The organism is Nocardia sp. NPDC051900 (assembly GCF_044452545.1).
GTDB classification, from domain to species: domain Bacteria; phylum Actinomycetota; class Actinomycetes; order Mycobacteriales; family Mycobacteriaceae; genus Nocardia; species Nocardia sichangensis.
This window is the reverse complement of record NZ_JBITBU010000034.1, coordinates 23,826-40,410: the sequence shown is the minus strand read 5'-3', so window position 1 is coordinate 40,410 and position 16,585 is coordinate 23,826. Positions and strand designations below refer to the sequence as shown.

The window sequence follows — 16,585 nt, the reverse complement described above, 5'->3', positions numbered from 1 at the left end:
GGCGGAGGATTGGCGTTTTCCATCCTGCCGCCGGAAGGCCCGTCCCCTTCAGCTCACCCCTGTTGCGGGCGTCAACAACCTCATGACCCGCAACAACTAGACCTCCGATATCGAACCTCCCTTGATGCGTTCATTCACAACGTGCGACCTCGTGTCGCACCGGAGCCTCCGTCACCATAGGACTCGCGTCCCGTAGGCGATCCCATGTTCGTCCTGCCGTATGTGACGGCATGAGGTAGGCGTCCCACTCATCCCCTTCGATGCCCTCACTGGGCATCGTTCCGTGCCTTGGAAGTTGCCCCAGCCCAGGGCATTAAGGCAGGGCAGGACACGGCGTCGGCACCGGGCGTCGATGTTTCCGACGGATGCGACTCTCCATCAACTTAGGATTGAGATTCAGGCAATCCAGCTTTCGCCTTATCACGCGGGTCCCGCGACGCGCCGCCTCCGACGTCTGAGCACGACCGCCGCTTCAATGACATGCTGCTGTCCCCTTCACCTTTCGGCTCCAGGTAAGCCATCAGACCCAAGAACCTCCTTCCGAGTTCCTCCCGGCTGGACCGGGGATACGACCAGGCGCCTCATGGCGCACTGCCAGCGATCGGCGCCGGGGCGGTCACGGCAGACGATCTCAACGCCCGGGTGGGTTTGCAGCCAGGCTGCCAGGGTGTCGGCGGTCCGGTCGTCGAGCACCTCGATCGGGCGGCGGGTCTGCATGCCGATCAGGATCGTTCCGTAGTTGTGCCCGCGCCGCAGGGCGAAATCGTCGAAACCCAGCACCCGCGGGATCGGATGCTGAGGATCGGGCAGTGCCCGGATCTGGCGCAGCAACGTCATCCGGCTCACCGTGGCGGCCAACTGCCGGGTCGACCCCGCACCAGCGCGGCCGCCCAACGCCAACCCGACCACGCACAACGCACGCTGCAGGATCAGCGTGCGGCGGGCGTGCCTGGCCGCGGGCTGCGGCACCTGCTCGACGAAAGTCGTCTTGCCACAGTCGAAGTTGCCACAAAACAGCCTACGAACCCGCAACCCGATCACGACTTCGCGGCCGGTGATCGAAGTGTCGGACAACCGCCGCCGGTAACGGCTGTGGACCCGGCTCGACAGCGTCCCGCAGCCGGGACACACGACCCGGATCCACACCGGTAGCGGATCGATCCGCACCGTTGAACCCGCCGCGCGGATCATCTCGATCCGCAACCCGTCCAGATGCGGGTACAGGACCCTCATCGGTCCAAGATCAGAACGCCCGCGACATGATGAACTCTCAACCGCCCCATCGCATCCCAAACGGGCTCAATCACGAAGTTTGTGACAGATCCAGTATTCAGCCGACGTTGACATCGCTGGACGGTACCAGCAGAGCAAGTTTTACAGTCCCCGTGCTACGTACGTCATCATTGCACAGCTGCTGATGCGCATTCGTACCTTCGCCTGGAAACTGGGTGTAGCGGGAATCGGCTTCGGGATATTGTTGCCATGGATACTCACACCATCGAATTGTTGATAGGCCCACGAACTACACCAGGTAAGACGTGCGATAGCCAACTGGCAGGAAGACCCATACTTTGCCACCTATTTGTTGATGGCCAGACCCTGTCGTCCTGATCGTCACGAGTGAGTCCGAAGCAGGCACGACTCGACACCACGGCTTCCCTTCAAGGCCGTTAAGTGTCCTGCAGTGCGGTATTCGGAGTGGACGGCCATTACCCAATGCCACGGCTGCCTAGGACCACTCGTGATCGGGGCCGCCCCCGAGTCTACGCCGGCACGTGTGATTCGGGGGCGGCTCAACCTCGTGTTTCCTGGTTCTTCGGAGTTAGTTCCGCGCCACCTCTTAGTACTCCAGCTGTAGCTCGCGACCGACAGTCGTTCGGTTCAGGGCTGGTTCGACGAGGTTTCGACATGACCTCCGCATTGAGGGCGGTCACCACGCAATTCTGCTGAATTTGCTTGTAAATAGCCGAATTGGTGGTTGCCGCAGCCGAGGGCATAGGCCGTGGGGCGGGGGTGGAAGGACTCAACAAGTTGATGGGGCGCCTTAAGGGCCGGTTCGCGCGGGTGGAGAGGCGCGGACGACGTGTCGGCGGATGCTGGTGTGGCTGCTCTCGCAGATGTCCCGGAAGGTCAGGGGCGGAATCGAGTAGCGCAACATCGCGCGCAGACGAGCGACTTGTTCCTCACCTCGGGTGGTGGGGTTGAGGTCGAGCTGGGAGTTCATCTCGCGCACGTGTGACCGGGCGCGTTCGACGAACTCCTGTTTTCCGGTCGACGGGCTCCGCAGTCCTACATGAATACGGCGAAGCCCTCAATGCCATCCTCATCCCAGCACACCGCCATCCCGAGGTGATATGTCAAGTGCCGATCGAAACCTCGCTCACGCGGTGGTGATCCGCCCGACCTACCTACGTGGTGGTCTGGAGAAATCCGTTCCTTGCCGATGCGCCGCTGTTCACCATGCGACGACAGTGAGGTATCGGCGGGCACAGGTGTCCTCGGTTGGGAGCGTTCCCCGCGCCTCTATTGCCGCAATGGGCAGTTCGGCACGCACACGATGTGACCAGGGCCGGGCCAGCGCAGTACTACCGGCCACATCGTGGCGTAGTGGCACAGCGCGGCGAGGACCGTCGGCGGCAGTTGGGGGACGAGGCACGGATAGACGGCGGGTATATGGCACACCGGACGGTCGAAGCCGGCAGACGGCACACGAACAGCGATCAAGGGATCGGCTACCGCTGGGGCGTCGCGATGGCGCAGCACAGGCGCATCGTCGTCGCGCTCTGGCTGATACTCATCGCCGCGTGCGCGGTCGCCTACCCCCAACTCAACGGCCGCCTCGAGGCCATGGAATTCCACGCCGATCGGGCGGATTCGACACGGATCACCGAACTGCTTGCCGCGCACTATCCCGATCTAGGCGCCGAACAGCTGGCGCTGGTCTTCGATTCGCGCGAGCGAACCGTCGACGATCCGGCCTACCGGGCCATCGTGGAGCGAGCGGTCGCGGAGCTGCGCGGTGCGCCGGGGGTGCAGATGGCGGTCGGGCCATTCCAGGGTGATCAGAAGTCGCAGATCTCGGCTAGCAGACATGCGGCGATGGCGGTCATCAGGATCGATGGCGCGATTGCGGCGCGTGCGCAGTTGGCCGGTGAGCTGCAGGAACGGGCCGGCCACTACTCCGCTGACGGGGTCAGCGTCGGCATCACCGGATTCTCACCGATTTTGCACGATCTGATGCAGATCGAGGTGGCCGATTCCGGCCAGGCCGAGGCGCTCGGCCTGCCGGTGGCATTCGTGCTGCTCATCCTCGCGCTTGGCACGGTGGTCGCCGCGCTGGTGCCGGTGATGGTCGCATTGAGCGGGCTACTGCTCGCATTCGGCGGGCTTTTTCTGCTGTCGCATGTGATGAGCACGAGTTCGATGCTGCTGGCCGTCGTGACCATGGTCGGCACCGGTATCGCATTGGACTATGCGATGTTCGTGGTCAGTCGCTTCCGTGAGGAGTTGGCGAAGCCCGGCGGCAGTTCCCCGGTCGGTGTCGCCCACGCCTGCGGAATCGCCATCGCCACGGCCGGCAAGACCATCGTCGCCTCGGGCTTCATCGTGATGATCTCGCTTTGCTCGCTGGTCGTGGTGCGGGCGCCGGCGTTCCGGGGGATCGCGGTCGGTGTCGCGACCGCGGTGGTCGCCACCCTGGCGGTGGCATTGACACTGCTGCCAGCGGTACTGGCGATGCTCGGGCCGCGGGTCAATCGCGGTGCGCTGCCCGCGCGGTGGCAGTCGCTGGAGACTCGACCGGGTACCGAGGCCACCGATCCGACGAGCGGACGGTGGGCGCGGTGGAGCCGGATCGTCATGGCTCGACCCGCGGTGTTCGGTATCGCGGCCACGGTGGCCCTGCTCCTGGCGGCCGCGCCTTTGGCCGGAGTGCGCTACGGGATCGATATGGGCAGCGCGGCGATGACCGAGACGGCCTCCGGCAAGGCGGGCAAGGTCGCCTCGGAGAGTTTCGCGCCCGGCCTGCTCGCACCGATCACGCTGGTCGCGACCGGTCCCGGCGATTCCCAACTGAGTTCCACCTCGGCCACCGCAGTACAGGACTTCCTGTCCGCGCTGCGCTCGGACCCGCGCATCGAACAGGTGCTACCGATCCAACGCGACGGACGGATCTTCGCGATGGTGGTGCCGGGGACGTCATTCGATTCCACCGGTGCCGATCGACTCGTCAGGGAGATCCGCGACGGGGCCGCCGCATTGCCCGGAGCGCAGGTGCTAGTCGGCGGCGTGACGGCCGAGTTCGCCGATCTGTCGGACGAGATTACCGGGAAACTGCCACTGGTGATCGCACTGGTTCTATGCTGCTCGTTCGTGTTCCTCACCGCCGCCTTCCGCAGCATCGCGCTGCCGATGAAGGCAATAGTGATGAATCTGCTGGCCACCGGCGCGGCTCTGGGCATCACCGTCGCGGTGTTCCAGTGGGGCCTCGGCGAGTCGCTGTTCGACTTCCACAGCACCGGATTCATCCAGGTTTTCGTGCCGACCATGGTGTTCGCCATCCTGTTCGGTTTGTCGATGGACTACGAGGTGTTCCTGATCCGGCGGGTCAAGGAGTTCTGGGAGGGTTCCGCGCGCACCGCAGCCGACAACGAGTACGCGGTGGCGGCGGGACTGCAGCACACCGCCCGCCCGATCAGTGCGGCGGCGGCCATCATGGTGGCGATCTTCGGCAGCTTCCTCACCGGGAGCGTGCTCGAGCTGAAACAGATCGGGCTCGCTCTGGCGATGGCCGTCGCAATCGATGCGGCGTTGGTGCGGTTAGTGCTGGTGCCCGCGCTGATGAAGCTGTTCGGGACCTGGAATTGGTGGCTGCCGGATGCGACTCGAGCGGGCGTGCCCGTGCCGGTTGCGGTACGGGCAAACGCTGAGGCACCGTGATCACCAAGCTCATCATCTGGACACTGAAAGCGCGATTGGGGTTCGGCAGCGGTGGTGATCACCGCGAATCTCAGCGGGCTTGCGGTGATCACCACCGACCTGTGGCTCAGTGGATTCCTCAGCCGGATCGGCGACGACTGGCATCGGGCGACAGGTCGGCCCGCGGCCAATCCGAGAGGGTGCAAGCGGTGCGGACAGTGAGCAACCGTCGGTCGAGGCTGGGGACGGTGCCGGGCAGCCGGACAGGTCGGCCCGAATGGTCACCGGGAGGTCACAGACCGAGCCACGGCAGACGCAAGGCGGCCGGTGCGCCATTCTTCTGGGTTCGGTCGGTCAGGAGGGGAACCGAGTGAGTGGGCCCGGCGATACTGACCGTGCCGCCGGGGGCTTCGGTGCGGGCGGTACCGATCAATCCATTGGCGCGCTGGAGCTACCGGTCGCTCTCCGCAATTTTCAGCGGACCGCGAAGAGCGGCTTCGAGGACGGTCAGCCATTGGCCAGCAGCGGGGGCGCGGGCAACGTCAGATCGGCCCGCTCGCGGTGTGCAGGGCGGGTACCCGTGCGCTGGCAACAGCGGCGGTGGGAGGTCTTTGGCCAGCGCGGAAGCGCCTGCGGGGGCGACGTCGACGATGGGATCGCGCGACGGATGACGAGGAGTTTCGGCATCGTCGGCGGTGTCGAACGAACTGCCGGGGGCGGCGGGATCGGTGGAGCGCTCAATCGGCTTGTCGAGCAGACGTTTTTCGGGTTCGAGCCAGTCCCGGTCGGCCGGTGGCCTGATGTACGGCGAGGAGACCGGTGACAGCCCGGCATAGTCCTTCAGGACACCGGAGCACGCACCGACGACACCGCCGAGAGAGGCGCAGTGCAACCGACCGTCGACCGCGTAGTCCGCGCGTGTCGAGGAGATTTATCCGGTACGGATCCCCGTCGATGGGGGACTTTCATCCAGCCTTCGGGGTCGAACAGAGCCAGTGGCAGATGCAGTGCGCCCTCGATGTGCCCGGCGGCCCGCTGCTCATCGTGGCTGACATCCAGCAGCACAGTCTCCGGCGCGGCAGAGGGCGCAGCCTCGTCGGCTGAAATCTGCGAGCTGTACCGTTGTTCATGGCGGTTTACCGGCAGTCGCGTGCCCGCCGAGCGCGGCGGTGAGTCCAGTGCGACAGCGTGTTCGAAAACGTTGTCGATGAGGGTCACCGTTCGCCTGGCTCGTGCGAGCACGCCCGCTGCGATGGAGCACCGGTAGCCGCAGGAACGGTGGACCCGCATCTCGCCGTCGGCGATATCGGCGAGCCGGTTCTCGAATTCGTGCAACGGAATGTTGACCGAGCCGGCCAATGGATTCCAGCATGTGCTCGGCACGTGCCCGGTGTCGAGCACTATAACCCCGCGCCCGTCGGCTTCGGCCAGCTGGACGGAGGTGGCGACCGGGTAGCTACCGGTTGCCGGTCCGGTCGAGTCCGTCAGCGATCGCTACGGCCCAGTAACGGTTTCGTCCATGTTTCGAGTCGAAGGGGCTCTGGGTCGATGCGATTAACAGAAAACCGAAAAGTCCGGGACGACTATTACACCGCATCGACTTCGCACCAACCCATGCCGCACCGCGATACGCAGACGGTGTAACCAATTACGTTGTGTCACAGTGTGATTGGTGAGTCCATTCACAAACGTGCGTGGTGAGCATCCGGAAACCTCCAATTTTTCCCCAGGTGACCAACCGGAAACAGGCCGAGCGTGAACTTGGTCCATCGGTGACCACCCGGACACCCAGCGGGCGCACTGCCAATCACCGAATTCACACCGACCACGCCCAGGAGACGAACCATGTCGGCACCCACCACATCGACCTCTGAGATCGACAAGGCGATCGAGGAGAACATCGCGAAATCACTCGCCGAAATCCCGCACCCGGCGCTGCCGAAGGGCACCAGTATCTACGGCGGCACCAAGATCTTTCCCGACTATCAGGCGGAGGCAGGGGAAACCTATTTCACGCTGGTTCACGGCATCGCCCATGAATCGTCGGTGAGTTTCGTGGCCATCCTGCAGGCGACGCGCGCACTTCGCAAAGGTTTCGAATCCGCCATCTACTTCTACGGTCCCGGCGCGATCAACTGCCTTGCCACCCGCGGCTTTCCGACCACCGGCGACAGCGGGTTCCCCGGTGAGCAGAACATCAACGAGGCCCTCGCCACCTTCATCAAGGAGGGCGGGAAGGTGTTCGCCTGCCGGTTCGGTCTCGCCTTGCACGGTGCCCGCGAGGAGGACCTCATCGAAGGTGTGATCCCGGCGCATCCCCTGGACGTGCAGGACGCGCTGATCCACTATGCCCGCAAGGGCGCCATCATCAACTCCACCTACCAACTGTAGGCCGACCGTCATGACCGAGGTATCCACGCGAGTAGATCTCGCACTCTTGGGAATTCGCGTCGATGTGCCGGTGCAGCGCCGTTCCGGTGCCGGCCCCAGTGACGACGGTCATGTGCTGTTCGGGGGTGCCGGCGCTGCCATCCCCCTCCGCCCGGAGAGTCCATACACGATTCGTGCCGATCGGCTGCTCTACGAGGGCACCGATCTCGGCGTGACCGTCGAACCGGTGCGCCGACCCCGTTTCTACGACCTGCGCACGGCCGACGGCGTGGCGTACGAGCAGATCGCCAGACTGCACGGAAAGGATGTGCTGGCGACCACGGTGGTGCAGACCTGCATTCGCTACGGCGAAGACCAACGGTGCCGATTCTGTTCGGTCGAGGCATCTCTCGCGTCCGGCAGCACGATCGCGGTCAAGCGACCGGATCAGCTCGCCGAGGTCGCCGAGGCGGCAGTGCGGCTGGACGGTATCCGGCAGCTGGTGATGACGACCGGCACCTCGGCCGGAAAAGACCGTGGGGCAAGGCATCTGGCCCGCTGTGTGCGAGCCGTCAAGCAAGCGGTGCCGACCCTTCCGATCCAGGTGCAGTGCGAGCCCCCCGGCGACCTGGCGACTTTGAGCGAGCTACGCGACGCGGGAGCCGATGCGATCGGCATCCACGTCGAGTCGCTCGACGACCGAGTGCGTGCTCGATGGATGCCGGGAAAGTCCACCGTGCCGCTGTCCGACTACCGGGCAGCCTGGGCCGAAGCAGTGCGAGTGTTCGGCCGTAACCAGGTCTCCACCTATCTACTCGTCGGTCTGGGCGAAGACCCGGACGAATTGGTCTCGGGTGCGGCGGAACTCATCGCCATGGGCGTGTACCCGTTCGTGGTGCCGTTCCGGCCGCTCGCGGGAACCCTGGCCGTCGACGTCGACGGTGCGAGCCCGCCGAGCGCGGCGGTCCTCGAGGACGTGACCCGGCGCGTGGCAGCGGAGCTACGTCGGGCCGACATGCTCGGCACGGACCAGAAGGCCGGATGCGCGGCGTGTGGGGCGTGCAGTGTGCTGCAGACCGCGGGAGGCTGAGATGACGACGACCGAACCGACGGCCGCACCGCGATCCTGGATCGACGAACTGTCCGGGGTACGTGCTTCATCGCCGGATTACTGCGTCCTTTCCGGATATCCGTCCCCGGCCGACCCCGCAGCCGGATTCCTCATCCAGCTCGCCGATACCCGACATGTCGCCGTCTATCGCGCATTGCGCCGACAGAACTTCGTTACAGAGCAGGGTATGTTCGCAGGCAGCGACGCCGACGACATCGACGACGACCCCCGGGCCCAGATCCTGGTCGCGATCGCCCCGGACGGAGCCCTGCTGGGCGGAGTGCGCCTGGCACCGGCCACGGCCGAAGACCTCGGGTGGTGGACCGGCAGTCGATTGGTGGTGGACTGCGGGCGTCGCACCCGTGGTGTGGGCCGCGCACTCGTGCAAGCGGCGTGCGCTTATGCCGAAACCCATAACGTTCTTCGGTTCGAGGCCACCGTGCAAACCCGCTACCGGTCGCTGTTCTCCCAACTCGGGTGGACAGCGCTCGCCGAAACCACCGTGGCAGATACACCGCACCTGAAGATGCGCTGGCCGATCGACCGAATCGAGCGGCTGGCGCGAACCACCAAGGCAATGCTCGGGCAAGCGCTGTCCGAGTTGGGCGATAGGCCGATGACACTGGGCGGCGTCGGATTCCGAGGCGATGACGGCGCACCGGTCCCGGGCTGCGACCTGGTCGCCGCGTGCGACGCGATCCTGCCTTCCATGGTCGAACGGGACCCGGAATGGGCCGGATGGTGTGCGGCCCTGGTCAACCTCAACGATCTCGCCGCGATGGGTGCAGAACCGATCGGCCTTCTCGACGCGGTCGCTGCGCCCACCCGGTCGCTGCTGACCCGGGTGCTCCGGGGCCTGGGTGCCGCCAGCCGCATCTGGGAGGTGCCGGTGCTGGGTGGCCACACCCAGTTGGGTGTCCCGGCGGCGCTGTCGGTCACCGCGCTCGGCCGTACCGCCCGGCCGGTGCCAGGAGGGGGCGGCGAGGTCGGCGACGAGCTCCGGCTGACCGCTGACCTGGGCGGCGGCTGGCGGTCCGGATATACCGGGCGACAATGGGATTCGTCGTCACATCGGAGCGGCACGGAATTGCGGGCACTGGGCCGGTTCGTCTCGGACACCGGTCCGAAGGCCGCGAAGGATGTCAGCATGGCCGGCATCGCCGGGACCGCGGGCATGCTCGCCGAGGCCAGCGGTGTCGGGGTCGAACTCGATGTGGCGCGCATCCCGCGCCCGCCGGGCGCCGAGCTGGCCGACTGGATCACCTGCTTCCCCGGCTTCGCGATGCTCACCGCCGATCGCCCCGGCACCCCCGTCAACCCGGTAGGCCCGGCGACGACCGCCGTGTGCGGCGTGCTCAGCGCGACTCCCGGCGTGCGGCTGCGCTGGCCTGACGGAGAAGTCACTCACGCGCTCGACAGCGCGGTAACCGGATTGGGACACTCATGACCAAACTATCGATCTCCGTGGCCGCCGCCGAATTCGGCCGCGACATGGAGGCGTGCTACGCCACCGTCGGCTCGCTGATCGAACAGGCGCAGCAACGCGGTAGCCGACTACTGGTGCTGCCCGAGGCCTGCCTGGGCGGCTACCTGCCCAGCCTGGGCGGCGGTGGGGAGAGCGAGGAGGCCAAGCAGCGCCGTCTACGCAGTCTGCCGCCGGCGCTCACCCTCGACGGCCCGGAACTGCGCCGCATCGCGGCGATGGCGGGTGAACTCGTCGTCACTCTCGGATTTTGCGAAGCCGATGGCGATCTCCGCTACAACGCCGCCGTGACACTCACCGGCGACGGGGTTCTGGGCTCCTACCGCAAGGTACATCAGCCCCTCGGCGAAAACCTCTGCTACGCTGCCGGATCCGAATATCGCGCCTTCGACACCCCGGTCGGCCGCATGGGCATGCAGATCTGCTACGACAAGGCATTCCCCGAAGCCGCACGAGCGCTGGCACTGGACGGCGCGGAGATCATCACCTCGCTCTCGGCCTGGCCCACCGCCCGCACCGCCACCACCGAACGACTCGAAGACGACCGCTGGACCCAGCGCTTCGATATCTTCGACCGCGCTCGCGCAGTCGAGAACCAGGTGGTGTGGGTCGCGTCGAACCAGGCCGGGACGTTCGGCTCGTTGCGCTTCGTGTGTAGCGCCAAGATCGTCGGCCCCGGCGGCGACCTGCTCGCCACCACAGGTACCGAACCCGGTCTAGCCACCGCGACCGTCGACGTCGATCACGCACTCGAATTGGCACGCGGCGGCGGCATGTACAACCTGCGCGACCGACGCCCCGAGCTCTACCACAGTGTCGTCGCCCGCCATGGCGTGGTCGGGCAGCCCGCTGTGCCTGAAGAGCTGGAGGCGATCCATGCCTGAGGTGACATTCGACATCCGCTGGCCGGACGGCAATGTCCAGTCCTGCTATTCGCCCTCGCTGGTGATCCATGATCATCTGGCCACCGGCGTCGACTATCCGATCGACGACTTCCTGACCCGTGCCTCGAGCGCTTTGAACAGCGCGTCCGAGCGGGTGCGCGAGAAGTTCGGCTTCTATTGCACCTCCGCGATGCAGACCCTGCACGCCATCGAAGCAAGCGCAGCACAGGCCCGGACATCACCGGGCACGGTACGCGTGCTGTCGATGACTCCGCCGTCGGTCGAGGCGCCAAACACCGGAGGAAAACCGTGACCCCCCAGACAGACTCCGGTACCACCGTGGAACACCGTGACGTCGTCGTGATAGGCGCGGGACAGGCCGGGCTCTCGATCAGCTGGCATCTGACCACTCGCGGCATCGACCATGTCGTCCTCGAGCGCGACACCATCGCCCACGAGTGGCGCGACACCCGCTGGGACAACTTCACTCTCGTCACTCCCAACTGGCAGTGTGTGCTGCCTGGTTACCGTTACAACGGACCCGACCCGCACGGCTTCATGAAACGCGATGAGGTCTACACATGGGTCCGCGCCTATGCCGACACCTTCGATCCGCCGGTTCGCGAACACGTCGCCGTCACCGCGGTCACGGTATCGGTCGACGGCGGCTTCGACATCCAGACAACCTCGGGCCCACTGCATTCCGATCAGGTGGTGGTCGCAGTAGGCGGTTACCACACGCCGATCGTGCCCCGCTTCGCCGAGCGGATGCCGAGTTCGATCCAGCAACTCCACTCCGCCGAATACCGCAGCCCTGCGGACCTGCCCGACGGCGCCGTCCTCATCGTCGGTACCGGCCAATCAGGAGCACAGATCGCCGAGGACCTCCATCTGGAGGGTCGGCGGGTACATCTCGCGGTCGGGACCGCGCCCCGTGTCGCCCGCTTCTACAGGGGCCGTGATTGCGTCGCATGGCTGGAGGACATGGGCCACTACGACATTCCGATCGAAGATCAGCCGGGTGGGCTGGGCAAGCGGGAGAACACCAACCACTACGTCACCGGTCGAGACGGCGGCCGCGATATCGACCTGCGCCAATTCGCGGTCGAGGGGATGGCGCTCCACGGCAGGATGGTCGATGTCGCCGACGGCACAGCGTACTTCGAGCCGTCGCTGGAGCGGGACCTCGATGCCGCCGACGCCGTCGCCGAGAGCATCAAGGACTCCATCGACACCTATATCGCCCGTGCTGGTATCGACGCGCCCACCGAACCGCGGTACCGCCCGGTGTGGCGTCCGCAGCGCGAGATCACCGAACTCGATCTGTCGGCGAGCAATATCACGTCGGTAGTGTGGTCGGTCGGGTTCCGCACCGACTACCGGTGGCTGCGCGTCGGCGTCTTCGACGGTGAGGGTCACCCGTGCCACAACCGCGGCGTCACGACCACGCCCGGGCTGTACTTTCTCGGGCTGCCCTGGCTGCACACCTGGGGCTCGGGCCGCTTCGCCGCCATCGCCCGCGACGCCGAGCACCTCGCCGGGCAGATCACCGCCACCGCCCGCACCACTGCGGCGGCCTGAGGCGGACCAATGACCGTCACCCGAATAGCGGCTGTCGCAGCGCATTTCGGCGCAGATATCGCCCGCGCTCTGGACAAGATCGCCGGTATCATCGACCGGCTCACCCAGGACGGCGTCGACCTGCTCGTGCTACCCGATGCGAGCCTCGGCGGCTACATCGGAGACCTCCGCAACCCGGATCCGGCCGCCGGGCCTGAGGCCATCGACCCGGATGGACCCGAGTTCCGGCTGTTGTGCCGGTTGGCCGGGGATATGACGATCTGCGTCGGCTATGCCGAACGTGCAGACGGTGTCCGCTACAACGCCGCAGTATGCCTCACCGGCGACGGGGTGCTCGGCCGCCACCGCAAAGTACACCAGCCGGCCGGCGAACACCTCGCGTATGCGGCCGGAGATCGCTTCGCGGCTTTTGATACCCCGGTCGGCCGGATCGGGATGCTCATCGACTACGACAAGACGTTCCCGGAGTCCGCGCGAGCTCTCGCTCTCGACGGTGCCCGCACCATCGCGGCGCTGTCGGCCTGGCCCGCCAGCGTCACCGATCGCGCCTCCCGGATGCCCAACGATCGGCAATCCCGCCTCTTCGACCTGTACGACCAGGCTCGCGCCGCCGAGAACCAGGTTGTTCTCGCATCGTCCAATCAAACCGGAATCACCGGCAACCTGCGTTTCCTCGGCCAAGCCAAGGTGGTCGGCCCCGGCGGTGACGTCCTCGCCAAAACCTGGTCCAAGGGCGGCCTCGCGGTGGCGGACCTCGACATCGATGCCGAGGTCGAGCGAGCCCGGCGCGTCCTGCGGCACCTGGACGAACGCCGTGTCGACGCCTACCACAACTTGATGACCGAAAAGAGCGGCTACTGATGCGGATCGCACTTCTCACGTACTCCACCAAACCCCGTGGAGGGGTCGTGCATACGCTCAATCTCGCCGAGTCGCTCGCCCGGCTCGGCGCGGATGTCACCGTATGGACGCTCGGACGTGGCGGGGACGCGGCCTTCTTCCGCCCCGTGGATTCCTCCGTGACAATTCGCGTCGTTCCATTCACCAGTGCCGACGGCGAACAGGTCGGGACGCGAATCATGCGCTCCATAGACGTACTGCGGCAGGCGTTCACTCCCGATGACTACGACATCGTGCACGCACAGGACTGCATCAGCGCCAACGCCGTCGACTGCCGCATCCGCACCATCCACCACCTCGACAACTTCACCACCCCCGAACTCGCCCGCTGCCATGAACGCGCCATCGTCGAGCCTTACGCACACATCTGCGTGTCGGCCGCCGTCGCGGCCGAAGTTCAGGCCGGTTGGGGGTTGCGCCCCACCGTGATTCCCAATGGCGTCGAATACGACCGCTTCGCGGCCGCCGCAGATGACTCTCCCGACGCCACGGATGCCCGCGCCGCCTGGCGACGCCGACTCGGCCGGTACATCGTGGCCGTCGGCGGCATCGAACCCCGCAAAGGCAGCATCGACCTGCTCGAGGCGTTCGCCCTGCTACGTCACGATCATCCAGACCTGCACCTCGTCTTCGCAGGCGGCGAAACACTCTTCGACTACCGCGACTACCGGACCCAGTTCAATGCTCGCGCAACCGAACTCGACATCCGCCCCACCATCCTCGGCACCGTCCCACACCCCGAACTCCCCGCACTCGTGGCGGCATCGACCCTCCTCCCGTTCTTCTCCACCAAAGAGGGATTCGGGCTCGCCGCCATGGAAGCCCTAGCCGCCGGAGTCCCAGTCGTCGCACGCGATCTCCCGGTGCTGCGCGAGGTATTCGGCGAGGCCATCAGCTACGCGGCCACTCCCGCCGAGCTGGCCGCAGAACTCACGCGAGCGCTGGTTCCCGACCCGTGCCGCACCGAGCACGGCAAAGCCCTCGCCGCCCTGTTCAGCTGGGACCGAACAGCCCGAGCCCACCTCGAGTTCTACCGCACCCATTCCACAGCAGTACCGCCCCGAACGCTCACCACACATCGCTGAACCGGCGAGAACATGGAAATCTCGATCAACCTCTCGGCGTAGCTCAGGCCGGACCGCCCTGATCATATTGGCAGGTCAACGACAGAGGCTTGACCAGCGGCGATGGCAGGTCTTCGGGTCACCGGAACCCCTCGGGTCGACTCAAGCCGTGACTGAACCGACCCGCTTTCTTTGCCGTTTCCTTCCCCGCGGTCGAAGGCTGGTTCGTCTTCCCAGCCGAGCCCACTGGGCGTCGGCCAAAGTCCGCGCCCCGCTGCCACTACGCTGGCCATGAGGTCCTACCTTCAGTTCCGGGTCGAGCAAGCCAGTCGTAAGGTTCTGCAGGCCCTGGGGAATCGGGTGTGGCTTTCACGAGTCGCCGAACATGGCTCAGGAGACTTGGCCGCCCGGTTTCCCGCGACGACCCCGGCCGCCAATTGGGATGTGCGAGCGAATCGCTGTGTAGGACAACGCCGGCGTGGTCGTCCGTAGGGCGAATGTGTATCGAGCGACCGAAGGTGTTCATGGCCCAGATCTGGGCTGGCGTCGATGTCGGAAAGAATCATCACCATTGCGTGGTCATCGGCTCCGACGGAAAGCGACTGTTGTCGCGGCGGGTCTCCAACGACGAGGCCGAGCTCTCGAGTCTGATGCACGATGTCGCCCGTCTCGGTGACCAGGTCACCTGGGCGGTGGACGTACCCGACGGCGGTGAGGCGTTGCTGATCAGCCTGCTCCTGGCCCACGACCAGCGGTTGCTCTACCTGCCCGGCCGCACTCTCAACCGCGCGGCCGGCGGTTATTGCGGAGAAGGCAAGACCGACTCGCGAGACGCCGCGATCATCGCCGACCAAGCGCGGATGCGTCGCGATCTGCGCCCGCTGTGTCCCGGTGACGAGGTCACCGTGGAATTGAAACTGCTGACCGCTCGACGCAAGGACCTGGTCGCTGACCGCACCCGTGTCATCAATCGCCTGCGAGGTCTGCTGCTGGGAGTCTTTCCCGCGCTCGATCGTGTTCTCGCGGACCTGACGCGCACAGGGCAACTGACGCTGCTGACCGGCTACCAGACCCCGGCCGCGCTACGCCGGATCGGCGACTCGAACGCTGCTTGCGCACAAGGAAAGTCCGCAACCACGACACGATCGCCGCGTCGGCTGTCGCCGCCGCACACCAGCAGCACGTCAGCCTGCCGGGCGAGGCGCTCACCGCCACTGTGATCGCCGAGCTAGCTCGGGAGGTGATGGCCCTCAACGACCAGATCAAGAAGACCGACAGGCTCATCGAGAGCCGGTTCGATCAGCATGGGCTCGCCGAGGTGATCACCAGCCTGCCGGGGTTCGGCCACTTGCTCGGCGCGGAATTCCTCGCGGTCACCGGCGGCGACATGTCATCCTTCGCCACCCCGGACCGCTTGGCCGCGCTTGCTGGTTCGGCGCCCGCTCCCTGGGATTCCGGCCGTATCCGTGGAAATCTGCACCGGCCTCGCCGCTACCACCGCGGTCTCAACCGCGTCTTCTACATGTCGGCCAACTTCGCGGAGAACCCCTCGATCGGGTCACGCCGTTCGAATCCGCGCGGGTGGGCACGCGGGGTCCAGGGGCGCGCAAAGTCGCGCCAAGCCAGTTCAGCGGACCCCGATTCTGCTGATCATGGCGGTTGCTGAATGTCGCGTGGCGCTCATGGTTTCGTGGGCGACTGTGCGTCAAGAGGGCGTGGTGCCGGGGTACGGCCATTTCGGGGTGTTGACGCGGGCCGAGCTGAAGCGGTTCTTCCATCTCGACGAGCAGGACTGGGAGCTGACTGCCGAGCGCCGCCGTGACGGCAAAGGATTGGGGTTCGCCCTCCAGCATCACGAATGATAAGCAGCGATTTCTAGGCGAATTCCAGATTTTTATACGCACAGTCTGCGAGTTGCTCGCTTCGAGGTTCCAACTCACGCGCAGCGTCGGTTGCACTGATTATCAGAAGACTGACGACATGGCCAGCCTTCGCAAGACCGCTCTGTCGCGCGACCGTCACTGCGTACGTATTATCAGCATATTCACGGATGCGCTCCACAGCCCCGCACCGATAATGCGCAAAGGTCCGACGATTAGATTCTTGCGACCGACAGTAGGCCGCTTAGAAGTGTGTCGATTTGGGTGTTGCGGAGGAGCGAATAATAGGTTAGCGTCTTTACATCAGCTCACCTCCCCGAAACGGAGAGATCCCCGGAGGGATCGGAGCCGGATTGTACTGAACCTCCCTCAAAAGGAGGCTCAGACCCACCTGA

At 65.7% G+C, this 16,585-nt stretch carries 14 protein-coding genes; 13 read left to right on the top strand and 1 reads right to left on the bottom strand.

What is annotated here, in order from left to right:
• Positions 1-495: 495 nt before the first annotated feature.
• Positions 496-1,233: a transposase family protein gene (locus ACIA5H_RS35660; protein ID WP_397080519.1), complete on the bottom strand. Its 738-nt coding sequence runs from the start codon at positions 1,231-1,233 to the stop codon at positions 496-498.
• Positions 1,234-2,673: 1,440 nt separating this feature from the next.
• On the opposite strand from ACIA5H_RS35660, the gene ACIA5H_RS35655 reads away from it, so the two are divergent.
• The 13 genes from ACIA5H_RS35655 (at position 2,674) to ACIA5H_RS35595 (ending at position 16,172) form a co-directional block, all read left to right on the top strand.
• Positions 2,674-4,938, top strand: coding sequence for an MMPL family transporter (locus ACIA5H_RS35655; RefSeq protein ID WP_397080517.1), 2,265 nt, complete (start codon positions 2,674-2,676; stop codon positions 4,936-4,938).
• Positions 4,939-5,871: 933 nt separating this feature from the next.
• Positions 5,872-6,021: a hypothetical protein gene (locus ACIA5H_RS35650; RefSeq protein WP_364438504.1), complete on the top strand. Its 150-nt coding sequence runs from the start codon at positions 5,872-5,874 to the stop codon at positions 6,019-6,021.
• A 741-nt stretch (positions 6,022-6,762) separates the two neighbouring features.
• Complete coding sequence (locus tag ACIA5H_RS35645; RefSeq protein ID WP_039804722.1) at positions 6,763-7,308, top strand: MSMEG_0572/Sll0783 family nitrogen starvation response protein; 546 nt, start codon at positions 6,763-6,765, stop codon at positions 7,306-7,308.
• A 10-nt stretch (positions 7,309-7,318) separates the two neighbouring features.
• Positions 7,319-8,377 (top strand): MSMEG_0568 family radical SAM protein, encoded by a 1,059-nt coding sequence (locus ACIA5H_RS35640; RefSeq protein WP_397080514.1) that lies wholly within the window; start codon positions 7,319-7,321, stop codon positions 8,375-8,377.
• 40 nt (positions 8,378-8,417) lie between these two features.
• Positions 8,418-9,845, top strand: coding sequence for an MSMEG_0567/sll0787 family protein (locus ACIA5H_RS35635; protein ID WP_397080529.1), 1,428 nt, complete (start codon positions 8,418-8,420; stop codon positions 9,843-9,845).
• Positions 9,842-10,765: a carbon-nitrogen hydrolase family protein gene (locus ACIA5H_RS35630; RefSeq protein ID WP_397080512.1), complete on the top strand. Its 924-nt coding sequence runs from the start codon at positions 9,842-9,844 to the stop codon at positions 10,763-10,765. Before ACIA5H_RS35635 ends, ACIA5H_RS35630 begins: the two co-directional genes overlap by 4 nt.
• Entirely contained in the window at positions 10,758-11,078 is a 321-nt protein-coding gene (locus tag ACIA5H_RS35625; RefSeq protein WP_397080510.1) for an MSMEG_0570 family nitrogen starvation response protein, read from the top strand. The genes ACIA5H_RS35630 and ACIA5H_RS35625 overlap by 8 nt, the downstream gene beginning before the upstream one ends.
• On the top strand, positions 11,075-12,346 hold the full coding sequence (locus ACIA5H_RS35620) for an MSMEG_0569 family flavin-dependent oxidoreductase (RefSeq protein ID WP_397080508.1): 1,272 nt from the start codon (positions 11,075-11,077) through the stop codon (positions 12,344-12,346). Before ACIA5H_RS35625 ends, ACIA5H_RS35620 begins: the two co-directional genes overlap by 4 nt.
• A 9-nt stretch (positions 12,347-12,355) precedes the next feature.
• A complete protein-coding gene (locus ACIA5H_RS35615; protein WP_397080506.1) occupies positions 12,356-13,207 on the top strand; it encodes a carbon-nitrogen hydrolase family protein in 852 nt (283 codons plus the stop codon).
• Positions 13,207-14,331, top strand: a complete 1,125-nt coding sequence (locus ACIA5H_RS35610) for an MSMEG_0565 family glycosyltransferase (protein WP_397080504.1) — start codon at positions 13,207-13,209, stop codon at positions 14,329-14,331. The genes ACIA5H_RS35615 and ACIA5H_RS35610 overlap by 1 nt, the downstream gene beginning before the upstream one ends.
• Before the next feature lie 503 nt (positions 14,332-14,834).
• The gene (locus tag ACIA5H_RS35605; protein ID WP_397080527.1) at positions 14,835-15,530 is read left to right on the top strand and encodes an IS110 family transposase; all 696 of its coding nucleotides are present in this window, start codon (positions 14,835-14,837) and stop codon (positions 15,528-15,530) included.
• Complete coding sequence (locus ACIA5H_RS35600; RefSeq protein WP_397080502.1) at positions 15,422-15,976, top strand: transposase; 555 nt, start codon at positions 15,422-15,424, stop codon at positions 15,974-15,976. The genes ACIA5H_RS35605 and ACIA5H_RS35600 overlap by 109 nt, the downstream gene beginning before the upstream one ends.
• Before the next feature lie 16 nt (positions 15,977-15,992).
• Positions 15,993-16,172: a DUF4158 domain-containing protein gene (locus ACIA5H_RS35595; protein WP_397080500.1), complete on the top strand. Its 180-nt coding sequence runs from the start codon at positions 15,993-15,995 to the stop codon at positions 16,170-16,172.
• Positions 16,173-16,585: the final 413 nt, after the last annotated feature.